At 40.4% G+C, this 25270-nt stretch carries 21 protein-coding genes; 12 read left to right on the top strand and 9 right to left on the bottom strand.

Annotation, left to right across the window (positions count from 1 at the left end; translation table 11 throughout):
- Nucleotides 1–446 precede the first annotated feature (446 nt).
- Complete coding sequence (acsF, locus tag UYC_RS0124860; protein ID WP_016874591.1) at nt 447–1523, top strand: magnesium-protoporphyrin IX monomethyl ester (oxidative) cyclase; 1077 nt, start codon at nt 447–449, stop codon at nt 1521–1523.
- Between the two features lie 90 nt (nt 1524–1613).
- The gene (locus UYC_RS0124855) at nt 1614–2306 is read left to right on the top strand and encodes a hypothetical protein (protein WP_016874592.1); all 693 of its coding nucleotides are present in this window, start codon (nt 1614–1616) and stop codon (nt 2304–2306) included.
- A gap of 99 nt (nt 2307–2405) precedes the next feature.
- Here UYC_RS0124855 and UYC_RS0124850 read toward each other — a convergent pair whose 3' ends face one another.
- The 5 genes from UYC_RS0124850 to UYC_RS38125 form a co-directional block, all read right to left on the bottom strand.
- Nucleotides 2406–3926, bottom strand: coding sequence for an FAD-dependent oxidoreductase (locus UYC_RS0124850; protein ID WP_016874593.1), 1521 nt, complete (start codon nt 3924–3926; stop codon nt 2406–2408).
- A 385-nt stretch (nt 3927–4311) separates the two neighbouring features.
- Entirely contained in the window at nt 4312–4530 is a 219-nt protein-coding gene (locus tag UYC_RS0124845) for a hypothetical protein (RefSeq protein ID WP_016874594.1), read from the bottom strand.
- Nucleotides 4531–4700: 170 nt separating this feature from the next.
- Nucleotides 4701–5048 carry a type II toxin-antitoxin system PemK/MazF family toxin gene (locus UYC_RS0124840; protein ID WP_016874595.1) on the bottom strand — a complete coding sequence of 116 codons (348 nt, stop codon included), beginning with the start codon at nt 5046–5048 and terminating at the stop codon, nt 4701–4703.
- Nucleotides 5045–5254, bottom strand: a complete 210-nt coding sequence (locus UYC_RS0124835; protein WP_016874596.1) for a hypothetical protein — start codon at nt 5252–5254, stop codon at nt 5045–5047. Before UYC_RS0124835 ends, UYC_RS0124840 begins: the two co-directional genes overlap by 4 nt.
- Nucleotides 5255–5343: 89 nt before the next feature.
- Nucleotides 5344–5529: a hypothetical protein gene (locus UYC_RS38125; RefSeq protein WP_127011319.1), complete on the bottom strand. Its 186-nt coding sequence runs from the start codon at nt 5527–5529 to the stop codon at nt 5344–5346.
- A 158-nt stretch (nt 5530–5687) separates the two neighbouring features.
- Here UYC_RS38125 and UYC_RS0124830 point away from each other — a divergent pair, with 158 nt between their 5' ends.
- Nucleotides 5688–7178, top strand: coding sequence for a site-2 protease family protein (locus UYC_RS0124830; RefSeq protein WP_016874597.1), 1491 nt, complete (start codon nt 5688–5690; stop codon nt 7176–7178).
- Nucleotides 7179–7260: 82 nt separating this feature from the next.
- Here the strand turns inward: UYC_RS0124830 and UYC_RS0124825 are convergent, their stop codons facing one another.
- Nucleotides 7261–8481 carry a glycoside hydrolase family 10-like protein gene (locus UYC_RS0124825; RefSeq protein WP_235082943.1) on the bottom strand — a complete coding sequence of 407 codons (1221 nt, stop codon included), beginning with the start codon at nt 8479–8481 and terminating at the stop codon, nt 7261–7263.
- Nucleotides 8482–9054: 573 nt separating this feature from the next.
- Here UYC_RS0124825 and UYC_RS0124820 point away from each other — a divergent pair.
- The 6 genes from UYC_RS0124820 to UYC_RS0124795 all read left to right on the top strand — a co-directional run bounded on the left by UYC_RS0124820 (nt 9055) and on the right by UYC_RS0124795 (nt 16533).
- Nucleotides 9055–10731: a hypothetical protein gene (locus tag UYC_RS0124820; protein ID WP_016874599.1), complete on the top strand. Its 1677-nt coding sequence runs from the start codon at nt 9055–9057 to the stop codon at nt 10729–10731.
- Between the two features lie 19 nt (nt 10732–10750).
- Nucleotides 10751–11431, top strand: a complete 681-nt coding sequence (locus UYC_RS0124815) for a class I SAM-dependent methyltransferase (protein WP_016874600.1) — start codon at nt 10751–10753, stop codon at nt 11429–11431.
- 430 nt (nt 11432–11861) lie between these two features.
- Nucleotides 11862–12461 carry a gamma-glutamylcyclotransferase family protein gene (locus tag UYC_RS0124810; RefSeq protein WP_016874601.1) on the top strand — a complete coding sequence of 200 codons (600 nt, stop codon included), beginning with the start codon at nt 11862–11864 and terminating at the stop codon, nt 12459–12461.
- A gap of 587 nt (nt 12462–13048) precedes the next feature.
- Nucleotides 13049–13804: a tryptophan 2,3-dioxygenase family protein gene (locus UYC_RS0124805; protein WP_016874602.1), complete on the top strand. Its 756-nt coding sequence runs from the start codon at nt 13049–13051 to the stop codon at nt 13802–13804.
- Between the two features lie 135 nt (nt 13805–13939).
- Complete coding sequence (locus tag UYC_RS0124800) at nt 13940–15064, top strand: aminotransferase class V-fold PLP-dependent enzyme (RefSeq protein ID WP_016874603.1); 1125 nt, start codon at nt 13940–13942, stop codon at nt 15062–15064.
- 116 nt (nt 15065–15180) lie between these two features.
- Nucleotides 15181–16533, top strand: coding sequence for a selenium-binding family protein (locus UYC_RS0124795; protein ID WP_016874604.1), 1353 nt, complete (start codon nt 15181–15183; stop codon nt 16531–16533).
- Between the two features lie 19 nt (nt 16534–16552).
- Here the strand turns inward: UYC_RS0124795 and UYC_RS0124790 are convergent, their stop codons facing one another.
- The 3 genes from UYC_RS0124790 to UYC_RS0124780 all read right to left on the bottom strand — a co-directional run bounded on the left by UYC_RS0124790 (nt 16553) and on the right by UYC_RS0124780 (nt 20061).
- Complete coding sequence (locus UYC_RS0124790) at nt 16553–18484, bottom strand: ABC transporter ATP-binding protein (RefSeq protein ID WP_016874605.1); 1932 nt, start codon at nt 18482–18484, stop codon at nt 16553–16555.
- A 240-nt stretch (nt 18485–18724) separates the two neighbouring features.
- Nucleotides 18725–19141 carry a DUF1824 family protein gene (locus tag UYC_RS0124785; RefSeq protein WP_016874606.1) on the bottom strand — a complete coding sequence of 139 codons (417 nt, stop codon included), beginning with the start codon at nt 19139–19141 and terminating at the stop codon, nt 18725–18727.
- 77 nt (nt 19142–19218) lie between these two features.
- On the bottom strand, nt 19219–20061 hold the full coding sequence (locus UYC_RS0124780) for a prohibitin family protein (RefSeq protein ID WP_016874607.1): 843 nt from the start codon (nt 20059–20061) through the stop codon (nt 19219–19221).
- A gap of 104 nt (nt 20062–20165) precedes the next feature.
- On the opposite strand from UYC_RS0124780, the gene UYC_RS0124775 reads away from it, so the two are divergent.
- The 3 genes from UYC_RS0124775 (at nt 20166) to UYC_RS0124765 (ending at nt 25264) form a co-directional block, all read left to right on the top strand.
- Nucleotides 20166–21974: an ABC transporter ATP-binding protein gene (locus UYC_RS0124775; protein ID WP_039751182.1), complete on the top strand. Its 1809-nt coding sequence runs from the start codon at nt 20166–20168 to the stop codon at nt 21972–21974.
- 186 nt (nt 21975–22160) lie between these two features.
- Nucleotides 22161–22589 (top strand): beta-carboxysome assembly chaperone CcmS, encoded by a 429-nt coding sequence (gene ccmS, locus UYC_RS0124770; RefSeq protein ID WP_016874609.1) that lies wholly within the window; start codon nt 22161–22163, stop codon nt 22587–22589.
- 317 nt (nt 22590–22906) lie between these two features.
- Nucleotides 22907–25264 carry an alpha-glucosidase gene (locus UYC_RS0124765; protein ID WP_016874610.1) on the top strand — a complete coding sequence of 786 codons (2358 nt, stop codon included), beginning with the start codon at nt 22907–22909 and terminating at the stop codon, nt 25262–25264.
- Nucleotides 25265–25270: the final 6 nt, after the last annotated feature.

The raw sequence follows: 25270 nt of genomic DNA, 5'->3' as shown, positions 1-25270 counted from the left end.
CGGAGCGGCTTCCCGCCAGGGTAGGGGAACTGGCGAACCCGAAGGGAGGTTCCACGCCACATGACGCCAGTCGCTACAACGCGGGGAACCCGCGCAACGCGCTGGCTCCTTTATGCCGGGAAACCCGTCCACCGCAGTGGCTCCTCCGTTGTAACGACTGCCGTGCGGGTTTATTGAGATGTTTCGTCGTCATAGAGAGATTGTTGTTAAAACCCGCCCTTACAGTGGTTAGTAGTTAGTAGTTGGTTGCCCCCGCGTCTCCTCCCTCCTCCCTAACGATTTTGTTGCAACTCTTAATGTTTTATCCCTCTGTTCGTACCCTGCGCCTTGGTAGACTGATTTTTAATACACAAATATTTTATTCTGGTCTGTTGCGCCACTTGAAAGCAAAAACCTTGGCTTTCTAGGGCATTCAACACTAAAAAGTCATTCATGGCAATTGCGACATGGTAGATTCCCTAAAAAAACCAGGTTTTGAAGAATTGCGTCCGGGCATTAAAGTTCCGGCAAAAGATACCCTATTAACACCCCGTTTTTACACTACTGACTTTGATGCGATGGCGCGGATGGATATCTCCGTCAACGAAGACGAGTTAAAAGCTATCCTGGAAGAATTTCGTGCTGATTACAACCGCCATCACTTTGTTCGGGATACCGAGTTTGAACAATCCTGGGATCATATTGACGGGGAAACTCGTCGATTATTTGTTGAATTTCTAGAGCGTTCTTGTACGGCTGAGTTTTCTGGCTTTTTGCTGTACAAAGAACTTAGCCGCCGTCTCAAAGACAAAAGCCCAGTACTGGCGGAGTGTTTTAGCCTGATGTCACGGGATGAAGCGCGTCATGCTGGCTTTTTAAACAAAGCAATGGCAGATTTTAATCTGTCGTTGGATTTGGGCTTTTTAACCAAGAGCAAAAATTACACCTATTTTGAGCCGAAATTCATTTTCTACGCTACTTACCTTTCGGAGAAGATAGGTTATTGGCGCTATATCACGATTTTCCGTCACCTGGAAGCACATCCAGAAGACAGAATTTATCCAATCTTCCGCTGGTTTGAAAACTGGTGTCAGGATGAAAACCGTCATGGAGATTTCTTCGATGCTGTGATGAAATCTCAGCCGCAAATGCTCAATGACTGGAAGGCACGGCTGTGGTGTCGGTTCTTCTTGTTGTCAGTGTTTGCGACGATGTATCTCAATGACATCCAGCGCTGCGATTTTTATGCCTCGATTGGGTTGGATGCGCGAGAATACGACAAATACGTGATTGAGAAGACAAATGAAACTGCTGGGCGAGTGTTCCCGGTAATGCTGGATGTAGAAAATCCAGAGTTTTATGAGCGCTTGGAGATTTGTGTCAAGAATAATGAAAAATTGACTGCGATCGCTAGCTCTAATACTCCTAAATTCTTCCAATTCTTCCAGAAACTACCCTATTACGTTTCCAACGGTTGGCAGATGCTGCGGCTGTACTTGATGAAACCTATTAATGCTGCTGCTATCGAAGGTAGTGTGCGCTAAATTGTCCAGGTTTTGCTAAAAATTAAGTGGTTCTGCTGAAGGTAGAACCACTTTTTTTTTAGAACCGCCGCGACACAAGGACACCAAGGGATGAAAGGCAAGTTGTCAATTTTATGCTTCGGATTAGGTATTAATTTGCTTTTGATGACTGCCCCTAGTCGATGCGAAACTCCAAAATCCCAAGCTCAAGATTTAGATTTAAGTCCAGAGGTTATCAAAAATAGTCCTGTTTTGCAAAGATGGCGGCGTCGAGTACCAAATGTATTAGAAGATATACGTAGAGAACCTAGTTTTCGTACCAGAGTACGGTTAGGTTATTCTTACTTTCCCTCTAGTGGGAATGCGATTGGAATTAATTTTGGTGTAGAGGATATATTTATCGGTCGTAGTGGCTTGACTGTGAGTGGAGAATATCAGGCAGCATTCAATGGCAAACGTGAAACATACGGTACAGATTTGTATTATTATCTACGCCCTCTGGGCAGCTATGTCAACTTTGCACCGCTAGTAGGATATCGATATTTACAAACCGATGATTACTCAACAGATGGGGTAAATGTGGGTGTGAAATTGCTGTTGGTGTTGTCTCGCGGTGGTGCAGCCGATATTTCTGTCACGCAAAGTTGGGTTTCTCCTGGTAGTAGCGAAGAAGTTGGTTTTACAACACTGTCTTTAGGTTATGCCCTTACTCCCCATCTACGTTTATCTACAGATATTCAGCAACAAAACTCTCGCGGAGATAAAGATAGTCGGGTGGGTGTAGTTTTGGAATGGATGCCGTAACTGGGGATAATCAGTTTACAGTAAACAGTTAACAGTTATCAGGTGTATTGGTGTTAACTGATAACTGATAACTGGTAACTGAACACCCAATCCCCAATTCTATGCTTTGTAACGCTTGAGGTTTTTGACTGGGGGGCCGTGCAATACTTTACCATCACAGCTATAACGCCCTCCATGACAAGGACAATCCCAGCTTTTCTCAGCACTGTTCCAATTGACAATACAGCCTAAATGGGTACAAGTTGCTGAGACTGCATGAATTTGTCCTTCTTCGTCTCGGTAAGCAGCAATTTTGTGACCATTAATAGTGAGTAACTTGCCTTCGCCTGGAGCAACATCAGCCAAGGAAGAACGCTCAAGTCCTTTAAGGCGATCGCCTACCCAATGAAATCCTACTTCTAGATTGTTCTTTAGAGATTCGACTGTCACAAACGGAGTAGCACGGGTAGAATTGTAGATTTTGAGCCAAGGATTATCAATTCCCAAAATCAAATCAGAAAGCAGCATTCCCGCTAATGTGCCTTTGCTCATACCCCAAAGGCTAAAACCTGTTGCTACGTATAAATGATTGCTTAAAGGAGTTACCTTGCCAATGTAAGGCAGCTGATCGAAGGAAACCATATCCTGCGTAGACCAACGGTACTCAAATTGCTCCACTCCAAAACGGGAACGAGCATAATTTTCTAACTTCAAATAACGTTCTTCTGTATTAGTAACAGTACCAGCTTTATGTCCCCCACCGCCTACTAATAACAGCAATCCTCCGTCTGGAGCGGGAGTTGTCCGAATTGAGTAATAATCATTGCCAGTACCAATATACATTCCTTCCGGAGCTTTAGCGGGGTCAATACGGGCAGCAATAATATACGAACGCTTGGGATAATTTTTAGCAAAAAATAATCCTTGATCTAAAATCGGTGCATTAGTAGCAATAATTACAGTTTTTGCTGTAACAGTTGCAGTTGCTGTCACTACTTGACAAGGATTTCCTTCTTCAACATTCCGCACGCGCGTGTTTTCAAACACATAACTGCCATTACCCTCAATGAGTCTGGCAAGATGCAGCAAATATTTACGAGCATGAAATTGAGCTTGATTGTCAAATTTTACCGCTCCTGTAATTGGAAATGGCAAAGAAGTTTCTGTTACAAACGAAGCAGGTAATCCTAACTTAACTGCTGCTTCAAATTCTGAGCGTACATCGTCTAATGTTTCTGTTGTCTCTGCAAACGTATAAGCGTTTCTGCGACTAAAATCACAGTCAATATTTTCTTCTTCTACAAACTTTGCAACTCTTTCAATCGCAGCTTGATTAGAATTTGCATAAATCTGCGCTTTCTCTTCACCAATTTCCTTAATTAATTGAGCATAAATTAGCTGATGAAGTGAAGTTACTTTGGCTGTTGTGTGCCCGCTAACACCTGTTGCAATTTGCTGGGCATCAAGCAATACAACAGTTTTGCCAGCACGTTTGAGGAGTATGGCAGCAGTAATGCCAGCAATTCCTCCCCCTACAATTGCGATATCAACTGATATGTCATTTGTGAGAGATGGAAAAGTTGATGTGTGAGGAGTTGAAGCAATCCAATAAGAAATTGCTTTTCCAGGGAGTTGAGACATAGTATTTTATAAGACAGCTGTGCTAATACCATTTTTATATTCCAAATCTTATAAAAACTTCATCTTCCAGGAGTTGAACAGCCAGCTTTTACATTTTTATATCGAAAGATATATAGCAAATTAATTTGATTTAGTGCTATGGCAGTTTTTAAGAAGAGTTCAATCTTAATAAATATAAATTTTTGTAGTTATTCACAAAACAATTAAATTATTGACTGTATATCTATGCCTGTTTTTACCTAAACTCAAAAATTGCGATCGCACAGTGTATCCGTAGAGGGGTTCGCCGTAAGGCGTTGGGTTAGCTAGCGACTTCCCGTAAGGGTAGCACTCAGCACTAGACGTTTGAATTTACGTACAAAACCTGTACTCCAAACTAAATTTTTCACTCATCTAACTCCGCCATCAAATCAGCGACAGAACCGCGTTTGACATTACTTTGTTGGTAATCTTGCCTAGCTTGTGTAACTTCTTTTAATAACTCATTCCGTCGCTGTTGGCTCAAACGCTTACTAATAATATCAACAAGTATCGCTTGTTCTTCTGGGTCGAGTGCTTTCACAATATCAAGTGCTTGCTGAAGTGTTGATATTTTCTCTGCCATCGACTTTATTATGTAATTTGAATAAGTAGATTATAGCTATAGTCACCCAGGCATTACCCGATTTTTTCAAAAATTCGGGGTTAAATTCTGCACTTGCTTATTCTGGATAATACGATCGCAATCAAAACCAAAAAGCGATCGCTAGATTTAGCGTATGCGAATAAATCTAATTATTTTAATTGGAAAGCTTGAATCATTATTGTATTAAGTTGTTGTAAGTGCTGAGTACCTAGCTTGCCCAAGCATCTAACAATTAACTGTTTTTTTAGAGTTGCAATTCGGGTTACCCGAACTTTTGATGAAATTTTTAATCCGGTAGTTGAAAACTCTGGATCAGAATCTTTGATAGCAAATTCATCTGCTGTCAAATTATCAACATTTTGAGATGAAATAAAGCAGAGCGTAATTTCATCTTTTTTAGTATCTGACCACAACACTACAGCAGGTCTTAGTTTTGTTTGACTCAAGTCAGTGAATGGAAATTGAGTCAGAACAACATCACCTTTATTCAAGGTCACTCTAAAGATTCTCCATCTTCAATAGTGTAAATATCAGGTTCATCATGCAAAAAATCAAATGTTCCTCCTTTTTGTGCAAGGTAGGTTAGTTCCACAATTGAAGGATAAGGTATATCACTAAATAGTTTTTTTTCTAGTAAAGTTCGCTCTGCTGTTGGCAAAGAATTGATAACTTGTACTAAAGATTCAACAAGTTGGATATTCATATACTAGAGCTATAAGGTAATAGCGATTGAACATAGTGCTATTGTAATGACTTTCTGATTCTCTCACTGAATTATTGCAGGAGCAGAGGTTATAATCGCCTGTTTTTACCTAAACTCAAATCTTGCGATCGCAAAGCGTGTGCGACGCACTCTCGCTTGCTTAATTGATCTGAGTACGATCGCACTGTCGCGCACCTATAAATAAACAGCGATCGCTTGTCTATTTCATCAAAGTGGTGAAGTAGGCTGTCATCTAAGTAACAATACGATCGCACCGTTGCTCACCCAAGCAAATAGACTCAATAGGCGATCGCATTCACCTAAAGTATCTACACTAAGATATTGGGCCAGTTACAGCCGTCGTTATAAATTATTAATATCCGTGAATACCTGACTTATTCAGGCTTGGTTGAACAAAGCAAAGGGTTTGGAGATGTTTACTACGTCAGAAACTCCTATAGTTGCGACTATCGTGCTGGTCGCTTTTGGTATCTTAAGTTGGGGCTTTTATCGTGCCAGACCTTATGGCAAGTTGGGAATCTTAGCCTGGTTACAGTCAGTGGTATTGATGGCTCCCTGGCTGCTGTTTTTTGGCTTATTTGCCACGGGAGTGTACATCAATATAGTTGCCATACTCTTTTTGTTAGTGTTTTCGGCTGGAATATATATTTACCTGGGCAGACAGTTACGTCAGCTTGGGCAGGATGAATTGCTCAGACAAAGAGCTACCCAGAAACTAGCTGCTTCAGAAAGTAGTTCCACAGAAGAGGCAAAACAGCCAGCAGTAACAGTACAGCTGCAGCCTGAGATTGTACCGATTCCTGAAGAGGATTTAAGCATTATTAAAAGTATTTTCGGGATTGACACTTTTTTTGCCACAGAAACCATTGCCTACCAGGAAGGAGTAATTTTTAAAGGGAATCTACGCGGTGACTCAGAAGTAGTTTATAAGCGTCTGACAGAAAATTTACAGGAACGTCTAGCTGATAAATACCGCCTATTTTTAGTAGAAAATACGGATGGTAAACCTGTGGTAATTGTTTTGCCCAGCCGCAACGATCCGCGCCCGATGACGTTAGCCCAAAAAGTTTTTGCAGTTATTCTTTTGGTAGCAACCATTGCTACAAGTTTAGAAGCTGCGGGAATACTACTGAATTTTGATTTTGTTGCCAATCCAGAAAGATTCCCCGAAGTTTTACCGATTGCTGCTGGTATATTGGCGATTTTGGTAGCTCACGAAATCGGACATTGGCTATTCGCTCGTCGTCACCAAGTTCGCCTCAGCTGGCCATATTTTCTCCCTGCCGTGCAGATTGGCTCTTTTGGTGCCATTACTCGCTTTGAGTCTCAAATACCCAACCGTAAGGTATTATTTGATGTAGCCTTGGCAGGGCCAGCTGCTGGGGGAATTGTTTCTTTGTTAATGCTGGTAGCTGGATTGCTGCTTTCCCACTCAGGCAGTATGTTTCAATTACCAAATGAATTTTTCCAAGGTTCAATTTTGGTAGGAAGCTTGGCGCGAGTTGTCCTCGGTTCGGCTTTACAATCGCAACTGGTAGATGTGCATCCGTTAGTGATAATTGGTTGGCTGGGATTGGTAATTACAGCTTTAAACTTGATGCCTGCAGGACAACTTGATGGTGGGCGTATTGTCCAAGCAATTTATGGGCGCAAAACCGCAGGAAGAACGACGTTCGCCACATTAATTTTGTTAGGGTTAGTTGCTCTTGGCAATCCTCTGGCAATGTATTGGGTGATTGTAATTTTGTTCTTGCAACGCGGCTTAGAACGCCCTAGCTTAAATGAACTCACTGAACCAGATGATGCACGCGCTGCTTTAGGTCTTTTGGCTTTATTCTTGATGATTGCCACTCTCCTGCCCTTAACCCCAGGTTTGGCTGGAAGGTTGGGAATTGGAGGTTAAAAAGAAGGATGAAATTAAGTATGAAGTATGAAGGCTGAAGGCTGAAAAATTTCATACTTCATACTTCACACTTCATACTTTCTTACGGTTTCCACCCTACAAGCAGATTTGGGTAAGCTGTTGGTTTAGGAAAGAGTTTCTGAAAGCCAGATTGGCGTTTTTGCGGCGGTTCTTTAGTTAAGTTCCACAAAGTTTCGTAAAAGAAAAAGGATACCCCAGCGAAGTTGCGATCGCGTACTTTTTGTACTTGTTGTTCAATCTGATCCATTGATACATATTTGCGTTTTAAGCCTGTCAAAATGCCGATGCTAACGGGGATATGACGCTTTGCGGCTTTCACTTCTGGATACTCTAGTTCCTTGGTAAAGACTTTTAAATCATCTCTATATACTTGGATAATTAAGTCTTCTACGATTCCCATCCTCTCCCATCTTTCCCAGTCTGCTAAAAAGAAGGGGTAAGAAAAGCGCTGGGGATTAGGTGAAACGGATACAATACAATTGTTTTTCGTGCCTTTGATTGCTGTAAATACCCGCTTCATAAAGTCGGTGATTTTGTTTGCTCGCCACCTCACCCATTCTGGATCTTGAGGATTTTTTGGGGGAGCTTTACCACGGTGTTCTTTTTTGTAGAGTGCCACTGTGTAGGCGTCGTATCCCAATTCTGAGGGTAAGCCGAAATGGTCGTCAAATTGAATGCCATCAATGTCGTAGTTTCTAACTATTTCGACAATTAAGTTTTGAATAAATTGTTGCACATCCGGACGAAAAGGACTAAGCCAAACTCTGTCGTGAATGCCTTCTTTAACAATACGAGTTCCGTTGCTGCGTTGGGATAGCCATTGCGGATAACGTTTTGCTAGTTGAGAGTCGGCAGGAGCCATAAAGCCAAATTCAAACCAGGGAATGACTTTTAAGCCTTGCTGATGTCCTACTTTGATCACTTCTTTGAGCATATCTCGCCCTTGTAATCCTGGTTCCGGATCGAGCGATCGCCCAATTACTCTTTGTGCAACTTTGCTAGGATAAAGCGTCCAACCCCAATTCCACACAGTAGGATAGACAACGTTAAAGTTCATTTGTTTGAGATCTTGCACGGCATTTTTAAGGCGATCGCTCTCAAACAACACATTGCTATCAATATTGGTTAACCAAACTCCCCGTAACTCCGATGCTTGCGATCGAGAAGGAATATTTTGAGCTTGTAAAGGGAAAGACAACAACACTGTCGCTACTATAGAGAGAGCTATCACCACAACTAAGAAAACTATGTTACTTTTTTTGCTCTGTTTGTTACCTGGCATAATAAGCTCAATATAGAGTTTTAAACTATTTTTAATCATTAAATATGTAAACAAGCTGTAAGATAGTTTACATATCTAACGGCAAAAATTCAGTATGTCTAGTATAGACATAAAGAATGTACCTCATAATTTATGGGTTGCTCGCTTATGCAAAACTAACCAGATGGTTTTATTTTTCCAGTAATTCCCAGTTTTTAAGGATTTATTATGTAAAAATCTATTTACATCTATGTTTCGCAAAATTTACGTATTCTTTTATATACTTATAAGTAATATAATATACTAAAAAAATTTCATACAAGTAAAGTTATAAGGTTTGAGAGTAAATACCCTCATACTCTTTCCCGATACCAATCTCCAATATCCAGAATCCAATCACTTAATGTTAATTTCTTCTCACGAAGAAGGAACAAAAAGTAAGGTTAACTGCGTCTATATTTGTGTAATTTTTGCAAAAAAGCTTTGTTTTTATCCTGATAATTTTATTTAAAGCAGGATATATCTTTATTATTTATTATTAGCTATTTTTGTAATTAATGAATATTAACTAATTACTGGTTTGGCAATTTTCCTATGAAAACCGTCCTAAATAATCGTCATATCCTCAAACACACCCAGATTCTTACTGCTTTGATATTGACTGGTAGTTTGTCAGTTAGTAGTGGCGTAACACTATTAAAAAGCGCCACAGCTAGTCAAAACAATTCGTTAGCAGAAACAGTCAACGAATTTCAAAAAGGAAATATTAAAAAAGGTGGTTTACCACAGCCAGTGGCTAGGGCTGTATTGCAAAATCTCTCTCGTCAAGAAGGAATTTTGCCCAGCAAACTAAAAATTATTGAATACAGTCAACAGACTTGGCGCAACGGATGTCTGGATTTACCCAAGCCTGATGAACTCTGTACCCAAGCATTAGTTCCAGGTTGGCGGGTTATAGCGTCTAATGGCAGCCAAAGATGGATTTACCACACTAATAGTAGTGGAAGTAATTTACGGTTAGCAAATTCTGATACTCCCACAAACAACCAATCAAAAAACTTACCAAACTCAGTTAGAAATGCTGTTTTCAAAGCTGGATCTAAACGCTTGAATCAACCAATTTCTCGGTTCAAAATCGTTGAGGCACAACGAAGAACCTGGAGAGATGGCTGTTTGGAATTAGCTGACCGAAATACAAATTGCATCCAAGTTTTAGTACCAGGTTGGCGAGTAGTTGCTAACGCAGATAATCAAACTTTGGTTTATCACACCAATGAATCTGGTTCTATCATCAGATTAAATCAACGAGAAAGCCAAATTAGTAGTAATAAGTTACCCCAAAAAGTGAGCGATGCGATTTTAAAAGCAGCATCTCAACGCACAGGATTGCCAATTTCTCAACTACGCATTACTAACGTTAAACAAATAACTACTGATGGTTGTTTAGGTTTAGCACGTCCTGATGAAGCTTGCATTCAGATTGCCCAAAAAGCTTGGGAAGTAACTGTACAAGCACCAAAACAACGCCTAGTTTATCGTGCTAGCCAGGATGCTTCTCAAGTTAGGCTCAATGAAAACGCAAGTCGCGTTACCTTACCAAAATCCATTACCAACGCTGTTTTGGAAGATGCATCTGAGGAGTTGGGATTACCTGTTTCTCAATTGCGTATAGTTGAGGTAGAACGGCGAGAATGGCCAGATCGCTGTTTGGGTATCAGTGAACCACTAATTTTATGCACCCCCAGTATTGTACCTGGTTGGCGAGTAACTGTTGGCGATGGAGAACAGCGTTTGGTTTATCGCGTTGGTGAACCAAATACAATCAAGTTTGACAGACGAGCTAGCAAAATTACTCGCAACGATAGCTTGAACCCTGTGTCAATTCCAACAAGCGAATTGCCACCACCATTAGAAAGTGGGATGGTTTTTCGCCAAATTTCCAGTGGCGGCTTTGCTGGTAGAACCTATGAAACTGTGCTGCTCGATGACGGAAGTTTGATTCGAGTTCGCATAGGTGATGCTAACGACTCAGAACGTAGCGTTCGCCGAATTTCTTTGCAGCAACTGCGACAGTTTCAAAGACTGTTAGCAGAAAATGGATCTGATTCATTCCAGAATTTGAGTTATCCAGCCCCCACAGGCGCTGCGGATTACATCACCTATACTTTAACTAGTCCAGATGGTACGGTTCAATTCAACGATATTTCTCAAAATCGCTTACCCAAAAATTTGCAGGTAGTACTTAAAGCCTGGAATCAACTGATTCAGTAGCATACATAAAAAAGACAACATGAGTGAGACGCCAACTCAAAAGATTCAGAACGATTTTGATCGAATTGCACTGTTAGAACCAGCGCAATGGGATCACAACAGCCACTATCACGGTTTTTTACTTAAGCAATTACCATCTAATTGCGAGAGTATTCTAGAAATTGGCTGTGGCACTGGCGTTTTCACTCGCCTTTTAGCTGAACGTTGTGACAGAGTGGTTGCAATAGACTTATCTCCAAAAATGATAGAAGTTGCTCAACGACAGTCTGGAGGTTATGCAAATATAAAATTCCAGGTTGCGGATATATTGAAGTGGGAGTTTCCAGTTGAGCAATTTGATGTCATTGCCTCTATTGCAACTATTCATCACTTACCAGTTGAGAATTTATTGCCTAATTTGCAGGTTGCTTTAAAACCAGGTGGAAAGCTAGTGATTCTAGACTTGCTCAAAAGTGAGAGCATCCAAGACACTTTGAGCGATTTAATGGCTGTTCCACTTAACTTGATATTTAAAATCCTCAAAAACAGGCGCATCAACCCGACGCGGGAAGCAATAGAAGCATGGAGAGAGCATGGGCGCACAGATAATTACCTCACCTTATCGCAAGCAAAGCAAATCTATACACATTTCCTGCCAGGAGTGAATGTGAGAAAGCACTTGTTTTGGCGTTATTCAGTAGTATGGGAAAAATCATTATAGCAATCTGCTAACTCAAATCTTGCATATATGCTCTTGTCAGCCAAGAAATTTATTTCTTGGCTAAAAGCTAAAGTCAGTTAAAACTGACTGAAAATCTTACCTAGTCAGTTTTAACTCAATAACAGTAAGGTGGGTACTTTTAATAACGCAAAAACAAGGGTTTGAGGAAAGTTAGACAGTGCCCACCCTACAAAAATCGTAATAAAGTTTAGTTGTGGCAGTTTTAACTCAGAGCTTGCACTACTCTCAAAAGTAAGGTGGGCACTGTTCACAACATAAAAACAAGGATTTGAGGGAAGTTAGACAGTGCCCACCCTACAAAAATCTAAATGTTCTTATTTAGAAACTACTGTTGGCAACCGTAATACTGATAAAAATATTTGTATATTATAGTGTAATTAAAAATTTGAATTAATACTGCTAAAGACAGATGAGCAAACAGGGCAGACACTTACATCACAGTTGGGTTCAGTCTCAAGAGCCTGCCAACTTAGACTTGAGACTGCAACCGATACAACAAAAAGAGCCAATGTTTTACTATTTTGCCTATGGTTCGTGTATGTGTCCGGTAGATTTGAAGCGATCGCTTGGCGAAAATACCCACTGTTATGTAATTGGCTCTGGAATACTCAAAGGCTATCGACTGGGTTTTTATCGCTATTCCCCATTTCGTAAATGTGGGGTATTGGATATAGTCAAAGATTCAGCCAGTACAGTACACGGTGTACTCTACCAGCTACCGATGCGGGTGAGCGATCGCTTGGATGAACGAGAAGATGTGCCACACGGCGGTTATCGCCACGAATATATAGATATTCACTGCCAAGGGCAAGTTTACAATCGTGTTCGTACTTACGTAGTAGTTAATAAATTATCAAAAGAATTTGCACCTAATGACTGGTACTTTAATGTAGTCTTGCGCGGTGCAGTCACCTGTGGATTACCAGAAGAATATTGCTGGAATTTATTTAATCATATGTACCAATTGCAACAGAACCATCAACTGCAACAAGTCCGGCGATCGGCTTAAGCACCAAAATTACTTGCTTAGAACTATAACATTCAGAAGATTGGTACTATCCAAGTTAGCGAAAAGTATTAAAGCGAATATTGCCAGGAAATATAGTGCCACAATCCTCACATTTTTGTTTGGGAAAGCGTTTGGAAGCGTGATGTATTGTAGGCGATCGCTTTCCTCAGACGCTTTTGTCACTCTGAGAGAAAAATAGGGTGCCACTCTAATAACAACTCCCTAGATAGACCCCAACCTCAAACACCACAAACTAAAATATAAATTGAGCCATTCAACGGGTGTAGTGAATTTTTGGTTCCATACGGGTGTAATAAACAGGCGATCGCATCCAGTTTGGTTTTACTGACAACCACCATCAAACAACATAGTTCTGTTTGTATCAATTTGGTTCAAAACAAAATAGTATTCAAAATTTTGCCTACATAGAATTTAATATTGTTTAGATGAAACTGGTTGAAAACGTCAAAGCCAGTGCAAAAGAAAATAAATAAATTAGCTGAGAACATTAGTTCAAAAATTTGGAACCAATTCCCAATTATTAACCTGAAGATGACAGACTCTCAACCAAGGGTTAGGAGGTTTCAATGGAACGCGAGTATTTTTATTCGATTATGAATGGACAGGGAACATTGGATTATGAGATTTATTTAAATACTCACGCTTTACTTTCCTGCCAGAAAGACTATCAGGAATTGTGCAACCAAGATGAACTTCAGTTTCAAATTGTTCATCAGTCAGAAGAACTTTGGATGAAGCTTATTGCTTATACACTTTTAGATATTGATGACTATATTCAAAAAGAAAATACTAACAGAGTTATTACGCTTTTTAACCGAGTTCATGGAATCCAAAAAATCATGATCCAACAATTGAGCCTTTTGGAAACCATGTCACCAAAAGAATATCAGGAGATACGCATACACTTAGGAAATGGTAGTGGACAAGAATCTCCTGGTTTTCGCACTATTATGAAAATGTATCAACCTTTGTGGAAGTCTTTTAAAACTTTTTATTTGGATAAACATGGACTGACTTTAGAAAAAATTTATGATACTGAGTATTCTCATTGCAATGCTTACATGATTGCAGAAGCTTTAGCAGAGTATGATGAACTGTTCCAAAAATTCCGTTATCATCACATTCAACTGATTCATAGAACTATAGGAATGGGTTCTCAATCTTTGAAAGGACGTCCTGTAGAATTGCTAGAAAGTGGAATGCGTATGAAATTTTTTCCAGAACTTTGGGAAGTCAGAAATAAAATGACCGATGCTTGGGGATTACAATACGGTAAAGTTAGAGAATCTATTGCTAATAAGGAAAAGTCTATTGCTATCTAATTTCGACTTAATTTATGTAGCTATAGGTGTTTTTATGTTCAATTTTATTGTGAGATATAAATCAACAAAATATTAGTATTTGTCGTAAAAACAATCAAGTTTATAAATGACTAATTCAATGTTATCGGATTAGTAATGGTGAATCAATATAAACAGCGCTTTTTTATTCCTGAAGGTATTTATTTACTAAACCACTCCGTAGGATGTCTTCCCCAAAAAACAGCTTTAGAAAAAGAGTATTTCTTTGATTTATGGAAATTACAGGGTGGTAATGCTTGGGAGGAATGGCTGAAATTAATCGATGAATTCTGCAAATCTCTCTCTACTTTAATTCATAGTAATTCTGAGGAGATTTGTCCTCAAACTAATGTGTCTTCCGCAATTTGTAAAATTCTACATTCGCTTCCACCACGTCAAGGCAGAAGCAAAATTATACTTTCAGAAGTTGATTTTCCATCGATGGGATTTGCTTTATCTCAAATGGAGAGGAGCGGCTACCAAATTCAATTCCTACCTGCCAAGGATAATCAGTTATTTTTAGATAGCTGGAAACAGCATCTTACAAAAGATACTCAACTTGCGTTTATTACTCATGTTAATTATGGTAATAGCTTCTTAAATCCGGTCAAAGAAATCATTCAATCTGCCAGAGAACAAGGCATCTTTACAGTAGTTGATATTGCCCAATCTGTTGGTGTGATACCGATTGATGTTACTGTATGGAATGCTGATTTTGTAATAGGTTCGTCTATTAAATGGTTATGTGGAGGCCCAGGTGCAGCATTTCTTTGGGCGAATTCGGAAAGTATTTTAAGTTTTGCTCCAGTTGATGTGGGTTGGTTTTCTCATGAAAATCCCTGGGAATTTAACATTCATAATTTTCAATATGCGAAGAACGCTAAACGTTTTTGGGGAGGAACTCCCTCTGTTCTCCCTTTTGTTATTGCTAAGGTAGGTATTGATGAAATTAACAGCATTGGTGTAGATAAAATTCGCTCTCACAATTTAGTATTAACAGAACGTCTAATTCAGGCTGCTCGAACCAAAAGGTTAAGTGTGCTTACACCTACTGAAGCTTCAGAGCGTGGAGGAACGGTTGTTATTCAATTTAATAATCCTCAAAAAGCTTATGAAAAATTCAAAAAGGAAAATATTTTCATAGATATTAGACCCAACTTTGGTTTGCGTTTTTCCCCTCACATATACAATGATGGGGAAGAAATAGATAAAGTCATTTATTGGATGCAAGATGAAGATTAAAAGATATATCTAGAAAATCTTTAAGACAAAGTTTTGATTATACTTCCAGTGTATGCATCCGAGAAAATAGGAATAGTCTGCATATGATTTCTAAGAATTCATCGGAGGTGTAAAATATGACTCATGCTTGTTGCGGCCCTGGCTACGCTTCTCCAGAAGCGGCAATTAAAGCAGAACGCGAAAAGATTCTTTATGCGATCGCCCTCTATACAGGTACAGGTATCGAAGCACCAGATTATCTTGCCACTGTAGATGTCGATCCCAATTCCCCGACTTACTCTCAAGTCATTCATCGTCTGCCTATGCCCTATCTTGGCGATGAATTACATCATTTTGGCTGGAATGCTTGCAGCTCGTGTCATAGTGATAGCAGTAAATCTCGGCGCTTTTTAGTTATTCCTGGACTGCGTTCTAGCCGAGTTTATATTGTTGATACGGCAGATGCCCGTACTCCCAAACTTTATAAAATCATTGAACCAGAAGAAATCAAAGCAAAAACCAATTTAACAGCCCCTCACACAGTCCACTGCCTAGCCGATAGCCACGTAATGATTTCTATGTTAGGTGATGGTGAAGGCAATGGCCCCGGCGGCTTTTTGTTGCTGGACAAGAATTTTGATATTGTCGGGCGCTGGGAACGTCAAGCCGACGCCATGCGGTTTAATTACGATTTCTGGTATCAACCGCGACATAATGTCATGGTGAGTAGCGAATGGGGCGCACCGAAAACTTTTTATCCTGGTTTTGAGTTGAATGACGTAGCAGCCGGAAAATACGGGCATCATTTGCATTTCTGGGATTGGTCAAAACACGAAATTATTGAAAGTTTTGATTTAGGTGAAGAAGGAACCATCCCCTTAGAAGTGCGTTTTCACCATAACCCTGAGAGTACGCATGGATTTGTTGGTGCTGCACTCAGCAGTAATGTTTGGCACTGGTACAAATCCAACGGACATTGGCAAATAGAAAAAGTTATTGATGTAGCCTCGGTGGAAGTAGAAGGCTGGCCAATTCCCGTACCATCTTTAATTACCGATATCCTGATTTCAATGGACGATCGCTTTGTTTACTTCTCCAACTGGTTGCACGGCGATATTCGTCAGTATGACATCAGCAACCCTTCCCAACCCCAACTCACGGGACAGGTTTGGTGCGGTGGTTTGCTTGGTAATGGCAGCGAAGTTCAAGCTCATAAATTGGCTGGTGGCCCGCAGATGCTACAACTAAGTTTGGATGGTAAGCGGCTTTATGTCACAAATTCTCTATTTAGTAGTTGGGATAATCAGTTTTACCCGAATTTATCCAAGACAGGTTCCTATTTGTTGCAGATTGACTGCGATACTGAAAATGGCGGTATGAAAATTAACCATGATTTCTACGTTGATTTTAGTAAAGAACCAGCTGGCCCCGCTCGTGCGCACGAAATGCGTTATCCAGGTGGCGATTGCACCTCTGATATTTGGGTATAATTGATACTGTTGATATTCTCTAAGACTCCATTTCAGCTAATTCTAACCAGCGCTCTGTTGCCACATCTATGGCTTGCTTTAGTGTTTCCACCTCTTCGTAGAGTTTTTGTACTTGGGTGTAATTGCCTGGCGGCACTTTGGAGAGCGCTTTTTCTGTTTCTGTTTTCTCAGCTTCTAATTGAGCAATTTTACCTTCGAGTTCTTCAAATTCCCGCCTTTCCCAAGTTGAGAGTCTGCGCCGTTTTTTCTGTTCTGGTTGTGGGGGTTGAGAATTTACTTTCTCTGCCTCTAAATTTTTCGGCTTTTCCTTAGTATTATTAGTTGCTTGCTGCTTTTCTTCTTCAGCTTTTTTGTAATCTAGATAAACTGAGTAATTACCAGGATACTGTCGAATATTTCCTCCTTCTTCGAGGGCAAAGATAGTATCTACTGTCCGATCGAGAAAATAGCGATCGTGGGAGACAACAATCACACAGCCGTTAAAATCTTCTAAATATTCTTCCAGAATTGCTAACGTTTGTACATCCAAATCATTCGTCGGTTCATCTAATATCAAAACATTCGGGGCACCCATCAAAACGCGCAATAAAAATAAGCGTCGTTTTTCTCCTCCAGAAAGTTTATGAATGGGAGCATATTGCTGATTCCCAGGAAATAAAAATCGCTCTAGCATTTGGGAAGCAGTAATTTTAGTACCGTCAGAAATTTGAACGTATTCCCCTTCTTCTTTAATGTATTCAATCACGCGCTGATTTTCGTTCAACGCTGTCAATAATTCTTCAGAATGTTGGTCAAAATAGCCAATGTGAATGGTAGTACCAATGTCCACATTACCCGCATCCGGCTGCACGCGCCCGGTAATAATATCCATCAATGTAGACTTACCCGCACCATTACCACCAATAATGCCAATCCGGTCTTCTGGGTTAAATTCGTAGGTAAAATTTTTAATTAAGGTACGCCCATTGTAAGCTTTGGAAATATTTTCCAGTTCGATAACTTTTTTGCCGATCCGACGACTGGCTGTAGAAATATCAACTTTTCCCTGAGCTTGTTTAAACTCAGTTGCTTGCATATCACTAATCCGATCTATTCTAGCTTTTTGTTTAGTACTTCTGGCTTTTGGCCCTCTTTTCAACCATTCCAATTCGCGCCGCAATACTCCCTGAAATTTACGCTGACTGCTCAGAGCGGATTCTTCTGCTTCGGCTTTCTTTTCTAGATAGTATGAATAATTCCCAGAGTAGGTATAGATGTCGCCTCGATCGATTTCTATAATGCGGTTGGTGACGCGATCTAAAAAATAGCGATCGTGAGTAATCAGCAACAGCGCACCACGATAGCGATTTAAATAACTTTGCAGCCACTCGACAGAATTTGCATCTAAATGGTTTGTTGGCTCATCCATCAATAATAAATCTGGCTCTGATAGCAAAGCTGTGGCTAAAGCGATACGCTTGCGATAACCTCCAGACAAAGTTTCGATGCGAGCATTAAAATCTGTAATTCCTAATTTGGAGAGGATGATTTTAGCGTTGGTTTCTAATTCCCAAGCACCATTTGCATCCATACGCTGCATTACCGCAGAAAGGCGAGACATCAACTGACTATTGTCTGGCTCGTGAGCTAATTGTTCGGAAATTTCTTCATACTCACGTACCAAAGCCATTTCTTCACCACTATCAGCAAAAACTTGCTCTAAAACTGTATGATTCTCATCTAAATCTGGCTGTTGGGGCAAGTATATAATTTTCGCACCAGAATTAACAAAAATTTGCCCGCCATCAATTGGTTCTAATCCAGCAATCATTTTTAATAATGTTGATTTGCCAGAACCATTAGTACCAATTAAACCGACTTTATCAGTTGCATCTAAACTAAAGCTTGCATCTTTAAGAATTTCTTTAATGCCAAAATCTTTTTTAACTGATTGCAGTGTAATCAGACTCATAATAATTTCAAATTTAAACCTCTTGCACTCATTCTATTGTTAAACAATTCGACCACAGATGGACACAAATAAAATCTGTGTTTATCGGTGTCTATCTGTGGTTGTAATTAATCTAGATAGTGATTGTTGCAAGAAGTCTATGGTTTTGGTAGTCAACTTTTGCTCAGATCGTGCTACTACGAGCCTTTTCTATCGCATCATTATTGTAAATGGTACATTAACTTACCATTATTCACCCTATTATACAAATAAGTCTAGGGGTAAATGACCGTACATTTCGTTAATACCATTAGGAGAAAAAGACTGACATGATACCAACACACCGCGATGATGCCCAAAATAAGAATCGATATGGCACACACCATTTTTGCCATTTAATTTAATATAAACAGGCCCTTCAATTGCAGGTAAATTACTTGGTGGTTCATAACCCAAAGCCAAGGAATATGTTTTCATCGCTAACATCCCTTCTGCTTCTGTATCAGCACAAATACCTAAAATTTGGTAATCAGAAAGTTTGGCAATCAAAAGTAAAGCTTCACGAATTAAAGTTTTTTCTGACGGCTTAATTTTTGGTGCAATATCTACACAATTGAACTTATTCAGAACTTTTTTGGCGTCTGCGATCGTGAAGTTAGTCTGATTTTTGCTTGACATAAATCTGTTTATTATCTACTAGGTGTGTACTCTGTTGCTGATGAGGGCTAGATCTACGTTTCAGTTGAAACTTAGGTTTATTCCTGCATATTACTTACATTAAAAAGGAAGGGTACACTGCTTTGAGAGTCTTTACCAATGACAAGAACTTTTGGCATTTGAGCACCACCGTTTTTCCACGCTTCAATTGCTTCCTTTTGTAGAACTAACTGCCCTCCTTGGGCTTTTAGTGTTTCTGCTAAAAGTCTTTGAGCCTCAGCTTTTCCCTTGGCACGATTAATATCTGCTTGTGCTTCTTGTTCAGCTTCCTGTGCTATGTAGACAGCTCTTTGCGCTCTTTGTTCCGCAATTTGTTTATCTTCAACTGCTTTTGCAAATTCTGGAGAGAATGTTAAGTCAATCACACTAGTATCTAAAACAATTATCCCATATTTATCTAAGCGTTGTCCCAAAGCTGTATCAAAATCTTCCTTTAGTTCATTTCTTTTGGTAATTGCCTCTTCTACTGTCCTCCTTGCCGCTGCAATTTTAAAAGATTCTTGAGTTTGAGGAGCGATTATTTTAGAGACAATATTCTCTAAACTTCCCTGTTTTCTTCTAATTTCAACTACTTGTTGAGGATCGATGCGGAAATTGATAGCAAATTTAGCTGTTAGTTCTTGCAAATCTTTGGTAGCACTTTGAGCAGGTATTTCGTATTTTTGCACCGTTACATCATATACATCTACTCTAGAGATAAATGGTGGTTTGATATGAATACCCTCTAGTAAAGCTCCATCTCTTGCTTTACCCAAAATACTTAACACCCCCGCTTCGCCTGGATTAATAATGATAAAGGAATTGAGAGCAAATATCACAAGTATTGCTATTGCAACACCTGCTACTATGCTTTGCCAACTACCAAATTGCTGATTTTTCAAATCCTATCTCCTTTGATTATTGTTAAGTATTTCTAGCTATATGGTGACGCTTCATTAATGGCAAACATGGTAGTATCAGTTCTTTGACTTAATCGCAAACGGCAGTGACTACGGTATTCAACTCTCGTCAGGTGGTAAAAAAAGATAAAGATTCAACCCATCCTCTCAAACGTCTGCTGAACTATGGACAGCAGTATCGCAAAGAATTTTGGCAAGCTAGTGCTTGTTCCATTATTAACAAGCTGATGGACTTAGCACCACCAGGGTTAATTGGCATCGCGGTTGATGTGGTAGTAAAGCAGCAAGATTCTATCATTGCACAGTTGGGAATCAAAGATATTTTTGGACAATTTTTAATTCTTGCTTTTTTGACTGCCATTATTTGGATTTTAGAATCTATTTTTGAATATGCCTATGCCAGACTATGGCGTAACTTGGCACAAACCATCCAGCATGATTTACGTCTGGATGCTTACAAACATTTACAAGATTTGGAACTGGCATACTTTGAAGAACGCAGCACAGGTGGTTTGATGTCTATCCTCAGTGATGATATCAACCAACTGGAGCGTTTTTTGGATACAGGAGCAAATGACATTATCCAAGTTGCAACAACTGTAATCATTATTGGTGGCGCTTTCTTTATTGTGGCTCCTAGTGTGGCTTGGATGGCAATGTTACCTATACCTTTTATTATTTGGGGAACATTTGCTTATCAGGATGTGCTTGCGCCTCGCTACGCCGATGTTCGAGAAAAGGTAGGTTTACTTAATTCTCGCCTAGCGAACAATCTCAGTGGAATTACTACTATTAAAAGTTTCACTGCCGAAGATTACGAAATCTCGCGTTTAGCAGTAGAAAGTGAAGCATATCGCCGTAGTAATGCCAAAGCAATTAGACTTTCTGCTGCCTACATTCCTTTAATTAGGATGCTGATTTTAGTGGGATTCACAGCATTGTTATTCTATGGTGGGTTGGCAGCGGTTCGAGGCACAATTTCTGTAGGCGCATATAGCGTTTTAGTTTTTTTAATTCAGCGCTTGCTGTGGCCTTTAACTAGATTAGGCGAGACTTTTGATCAATATCAACGAGCAATGGCTTCCACCAATCGAGTCATGAATTTGTTGGATACTCCTATTGCGATGCATCCGGGAGATGTGCCGCTACCTTTAAAAGAAGTGCGTGGGGAAGTGGAATTTAAGCATATTACTTTTGCTTATCAAGGCAGGCAACCAGTAATCAAGAATTTGTCATTAATGATTCCGGCGGGGAAAACGATCGCTATTGTTGGTTCTACTGGTTCTGGGAAAAGCACTTTAGTTAAACTTTTATTGCGGTTTTACGAAGTGCAGTCAGGAGAAATCACTCTAGATGGTTTTGATATCCAAAAGCTAAGATTGCAAGATTTACGTCGCTGTATTGGTTTGGTGAGTCAGGATGTATTTTTATTTCATGGTACTGTGGCAGAGAATATTGCCTACGGAAGCTTTGATGCTAGCGAGCGAGAAATTATTATGGCAGCTAAAATCGCAGAGGCGCATGAATTTATTACCAGTTTGCCCCAAGGATATGAAACAATAGTGGGCGAACGAGGGCAAAAGCTATCGGGCGGGCAACGCCAACGAATAGCGATCGCCCGCGCCGTACTCAAAAATCCGCCAATTCTGATTTTAGATGAAGCCACCTCAGCCGTAGATAACGAAACAGAAGCAGCAATTCAGCGATCGCTAGAACGCATCACTGTCAATCGAACAACGATCGCGATCGCTCACCGTCTTTCTACTATTCGTAATAGCGATCGTATCTATGTCATGGAACACGGAAAATTTGTCGAGTCTGGAACTCATGAGCAACTGCTAGAGCAAAACGGAGTTTATGCTAGTTTATGGCGCGTCCAGTCTGGTTTAAGGTAAGTATGTCAACATTGCCTCTTGGCGTGAGATGATTTTCTATTAAGAGGCTGCACATTAACACCCTCAGGCTAGAAGCCTGAGGCTACACAGACCAAGCCTGCCTCCGCAGGCTAATAATATGCATCTTCATATAGAAAGTAGAACTAACCTGTCCCCTATCCTCTATCCCCTGTCCCCTAGTTAAATATGATATTTGGTACTACCCAACCGGAATCACCAGAGAATAAGTGGCGTCGCCAACTCGATCAATTTATCAAAACCCATCAGCAAGAACTGGCGGCACTAGCTTGGGGCTTGTGGTTAGAAAATGGTGACAGCAAAGGTACTATCGGTATTGACTTGCAACCAAAGCCGCATTTTGTGTACTGTCCCCAAGAAGCAGTAGAGAACTTAAATCTGAAAGTTGAGAACAGACTTCAGGAAATTTTGGGAATTGTGGCGCATTATCAACCTGAAATGGAAGTCGTGATGATTGCTATTGGAAAAGACCAAATTAAGTTAATTCATTTTGAATCACAACCAGCACCGCCAGTTTGTTTTGAACAAGTTGGCAAGGATGTTGATAGCTTATTAGAAATGTTAGAGCAACGTCTGAGCGAACAGCTGCAAGGCTAGGATGATTGAGAGCCAGAGGCTCTAGTTCTCGTTTCTCGTTACCAGGTTCAACCTGGTAACGAATCTCTTTTCTCTAGTTCCTAGCCGTTATTTCCAAGTCAGTCGGGAATTACTCCTTTCTTGGTTGAAATTACCTATATGTACTAGCGTGCGTTACGGATTATCCTAACGTACTGAATTTTTTTGTCACACTGATGAAAAATCTTTTCGATGTGTGACAAAAACTATAAATTTTCTTGAGACGATAGATAAAGTTAATTTAAATACATATAACTAATAGTATTGTAAGTAATTTCATCAGTATAGGAAGTAAGAATATGCCTTCTCCCCAGGACTACCAGGAAAACACCCCAGAAGCGTTAACTTTTAAACAGCTACAGCAACTCCAAAAACAGGTAAAACGACCAAAGTCCAGAGTGCGTGCTTCTGGTTGGGTAGTAAGGCGGCTCCTGCGAGTGCTGACTAAACCTTTCCGGATCATTTTTCGTCCAAAAGTTATCGATTTTGGTGCGATCGCTACAGTTGTTCCTAGCCAAACTTATCAGTTAGGGGAATTTACAATCAATTGGCAGGGTGCTGATACACAGAAGCCCTATCTGTACATCAATCATGCAGACAATCCATCCAAGATAATATGGCACACACCTGCTGGTCAGAATTTTATTGCTGGTGCGAAAGTACACCTGGAAATTATTGAGGAACGCGGTTCGGTAGAGATTGATGAAAATAGGAAGTCCCAATTTCCCAATCAAACGGTAGATCGGATTGAGGAAGCAGGAGATTTCTTAGTGATTTTTGGACGTCTCCAGGAATCACGATCTCAAGGCGAAAGCGCCCAATACGCACTATACTTCCGTACTTCTGGCTCGAAACAACTCGATTTTTACTTGCATATCATTGGTGACGACATCAATCTAGCTCAATTACGATTTGCTACATCGGCTGACGAACACTTTTACGGCTTCGGCGAGCAGTTTTCTCGAATTGATTGCAAAGGTTATGAAGTGCGAATTGTAACCGAAGAAGGTGGAATCGGGCGTGGAGATCCCGGCCCCAAAACCCTGAATTTGCTAGGGGTAGCAGGTACAATGTTCTCCAGCTATGCTCCAGCACCTCATTTTATTACCAGCAAAATGCGATCGCTGTTTTTGATGAATACCGAACCTTCTGTATTCGATCTGCGAGAAAAAGAAACAGCCAGCGTGAGAATTTTTTCTAACCGGATGCAGGGGCGAATTCTTGCTGGTGAGACTCCATTGGAGTTGATAGAACTGTATACCGCCCACACGGGGCGGATGGCACCTCTTCCGGAGTGGGTGAACTATGGTGCCATTGTTGGGATGCAGGGTGGCACTCGGTTAGTACAATCTGTCTGGGAAAAGCTACGCGCTTTCAACACTCCCATTGCTGGTTTTTGGTTACAAGACTGGGTAGGGCAACGCAAAACTGCGATCGGCAAACAATTGTGGTGGAATTGGCAGTTAGATGAAAATACTTATCCTAACTGGAAAGAATTAGTAGCCGATTTAGCTCAGGAAGGAATTAGTGTTGGTGTGTATATCAACCCTTTTTTAGTCAATCCTCCTTCAGAACAAATTCAAGGTAGACGAAACCTTTACCAAGAAGCAGAAGAACAAGATTTTTTGGTCAAGGACGAAGCAGGAGAGATTTATCTTGTGGATAATACTGATTTTGCTGCCGCTCTTGTTGATTTAAGTAACCCGAATGCCCGTGAATGGTTTAAAAGCCTAATTAAAGAAGAGATACTAGGCAACGGTGCAAAATTTTGGATGGCAGACTTCGCAGAAGCAGCACAGTTTGATGGTAAGTTTTATTCCCAAGAATCAGGACTCAGCTATCACAATCAGTATGCAGTTGACTGGGCACAAGTAAATCGGGAGGCGATCGCAGAAGTTGGTAAAGAAGGTGAAGTATGGTTTTTCAATCGCGCCGGATACCTCAAAACTCCTCTTTTTAGTACAGCTATGTGGTTGGGCGATCAAAACGTCACCTGGAAAGAAAACGACGGTATGCCCAGCGCCCTGAAAGGATTAATTAGCGGTGGAATATCTGGGTTTAGCATTAACCACAGTGATATTGGTGGCTACACGAGTATTGCCTACCCAATTTTGCTCGCTTTGGGTATTGGCTTCAAGCGTTCTAAAGAACTCCTCTTTCGGTGGATGGAAATGAATGCCTTTAGCCCAATATTCCGCACCCACGAAGGTAACCAGCCCGATGCCAACGTCCAGTTTAATACTAACGATGAAACATTAGCCACTTTCAGTTACTGGGCAAAAATTTATGCGGCGTTTGCTGGATATAGGAAAAAATTAATGGCAGAAGCAGCAACAACAGGATATCCGCTCGTTCGCCATCTATTTTTACACTATCCCGATGACCCCAATACTTACAAAATCGAAGATGAGTTTTTACTGGGAAGTGAGTTTTTAATTGCACCAGTTTTAAAGCCGGGCGCGACTAGTGTTAATGTTTATTTGCCCATTGGTAAATGGGTTCACCTGTGGAGTGGCAATACTTACGGTAATGTAGCCCAAGGCATGTATCAGCAGATAGATGCTCCTTTAGGTCAGCCGCCTGTATTCTACCGTCAGGGTTCACCTGATGCTCAGGCAGTTTTGGAAGCGCTGAAGGAGAAGGGTTTACTCAATTAAGGCAGT

This window comes from Chlorogloeopsis fritschii PCC 6912, assembly GCF_000317285.1.
Lineage (GTDB): Bacteria > Cyanobacteriota > Cyanobacteriia > Cyanobacteriales > Nostocaceae > Chlorogloeopsis > Chlorogloeopsis fritschii.
Note: the sequence above shows the minus strand (reverse complement) of the source record. Positions and strands in the feature narration are given on the sequence as shown.

Excerpts from the sequence above, each read along its gene's own strand:
- UYC_RS0124850 (WP_016874593.1), bottom strand. The coding sequence starts at position 3,926 with ATGTCTCAACTCCCTGGAAAAGCAATTTCTTATTGGATTGCTTCAACT.
- acsF (WP_016874591.1), top strand. The coding sequence starts at position 447 with ATGGTAGATTCCCTAAAAAAACCAGGTTTTGAAGAATTGCGTCCGGGC.
- UYC_RS0124845 (WP_016874594.1), bottom strand. The coding sequence starts at position 4,530 with ATGGCAGAGAAAATATCAACACTTCAGCAAGCACTTGATATTGTGAAA.
- UYC_RS0124805 (WP_016874602.1), top strand. The coding sequence starts at position 13,049 with ATGGAACGCGAGTATTTTTATTCGATTATGAATGGACAGGGAACATTG.
- UYC_RS0124820 (WP_016874599.1), top strand. The coding sequence starts at position 9,055 with ATGAAAACCGTCCTAAATAATCGTCATATCCTCAAACACACCCAGATT.
- UYC_RS0124830 (WP_016874597.1), top strand. The coding sequence starts at position 5,688 with ATGTTTACTACGTCAGAAACTCCTATAGTTGCGACTATCGTGCTGGTC.
- UYC_RS0124790 (WP_016874605.1), bottom strand. The coding sequence starts at position 18,484 with ATGAGTCTGATTACACTGCAATCAGTTAAAAAAGATTTTGGCATTAAA.
- UYC_RS0124785 (WP_016874606.1), bottom strand. The coding sequence starts at position 19,141 with ATGTCAAGCAAAAATCAGACTAACTTCACGATCGCAGACGCCAAAAAA.
- UYC_RS0124765 (WP_016874610.1), top strand. The coding sequence starts at position 22,907 with ATGCCTTCTCCCCAGGACTACCAGGAAAACACCCCAGAAGCGTTAACT.
- UYC_RS0124810 (WP_016874601.1), top strand. The coding sequence starts at position 11,862 with ATGAGCAAACAGGGCAGACACTTACATCACAGTTGGGTTCAGTCTCAA.
- UYC_RS0124815 (WP_016874600.1), top strand. The coding sequence starts at position 10,751 with ATGAGTGAGACGCCAACTCAAAAGATTCAGAACGATTTTGATCGAATT.
- ccmS (WP_016874609.1), top strand. The coding sequence starts at position 22,161 with ATGATATTTGGTACTACCCAACCGGAATCACCAGAGAATAAGTGGCGT.
- UYC_RS0124800 (WP_016874603.1), top strand. The coding sequence starts at position 13,940 with ATGGTGAATCAATATAAACAGCGCTTTTTTATTCCTGAAGGTATTTAT.
- UYC_RS0124795 (WP_016874604.1), top strand. The coding sequence starts at position 15,181 with ATGACTCATGCTTGTTGCGGCCCTGGCTACGCTTCTCCAGAAGCGGCA.
- UYC_RS0124855 (WP_016874592.1), top strand. The coding sequence starts at position 1,614 with ATGAAAGGCAAGTTGTCAATTTTATGCTTCGGATTAGGTATTAATTTG.
- UYC_RS0124825 (WP_235082943.1), bottom strand. The coding sequence starts at position 8,481 with ATGCCAGGTAACAAACAGAGCAAAAAAAGTAACATAGTTTTCTTAGTT.
- UYC_RS0124835 (WP_016874596.1), bottom strand. The coding sequence starts at position 5,254 with ATGAATATCCAACTTGTTGAATCTTTAGTACAAGTTATCAATTCTTTG.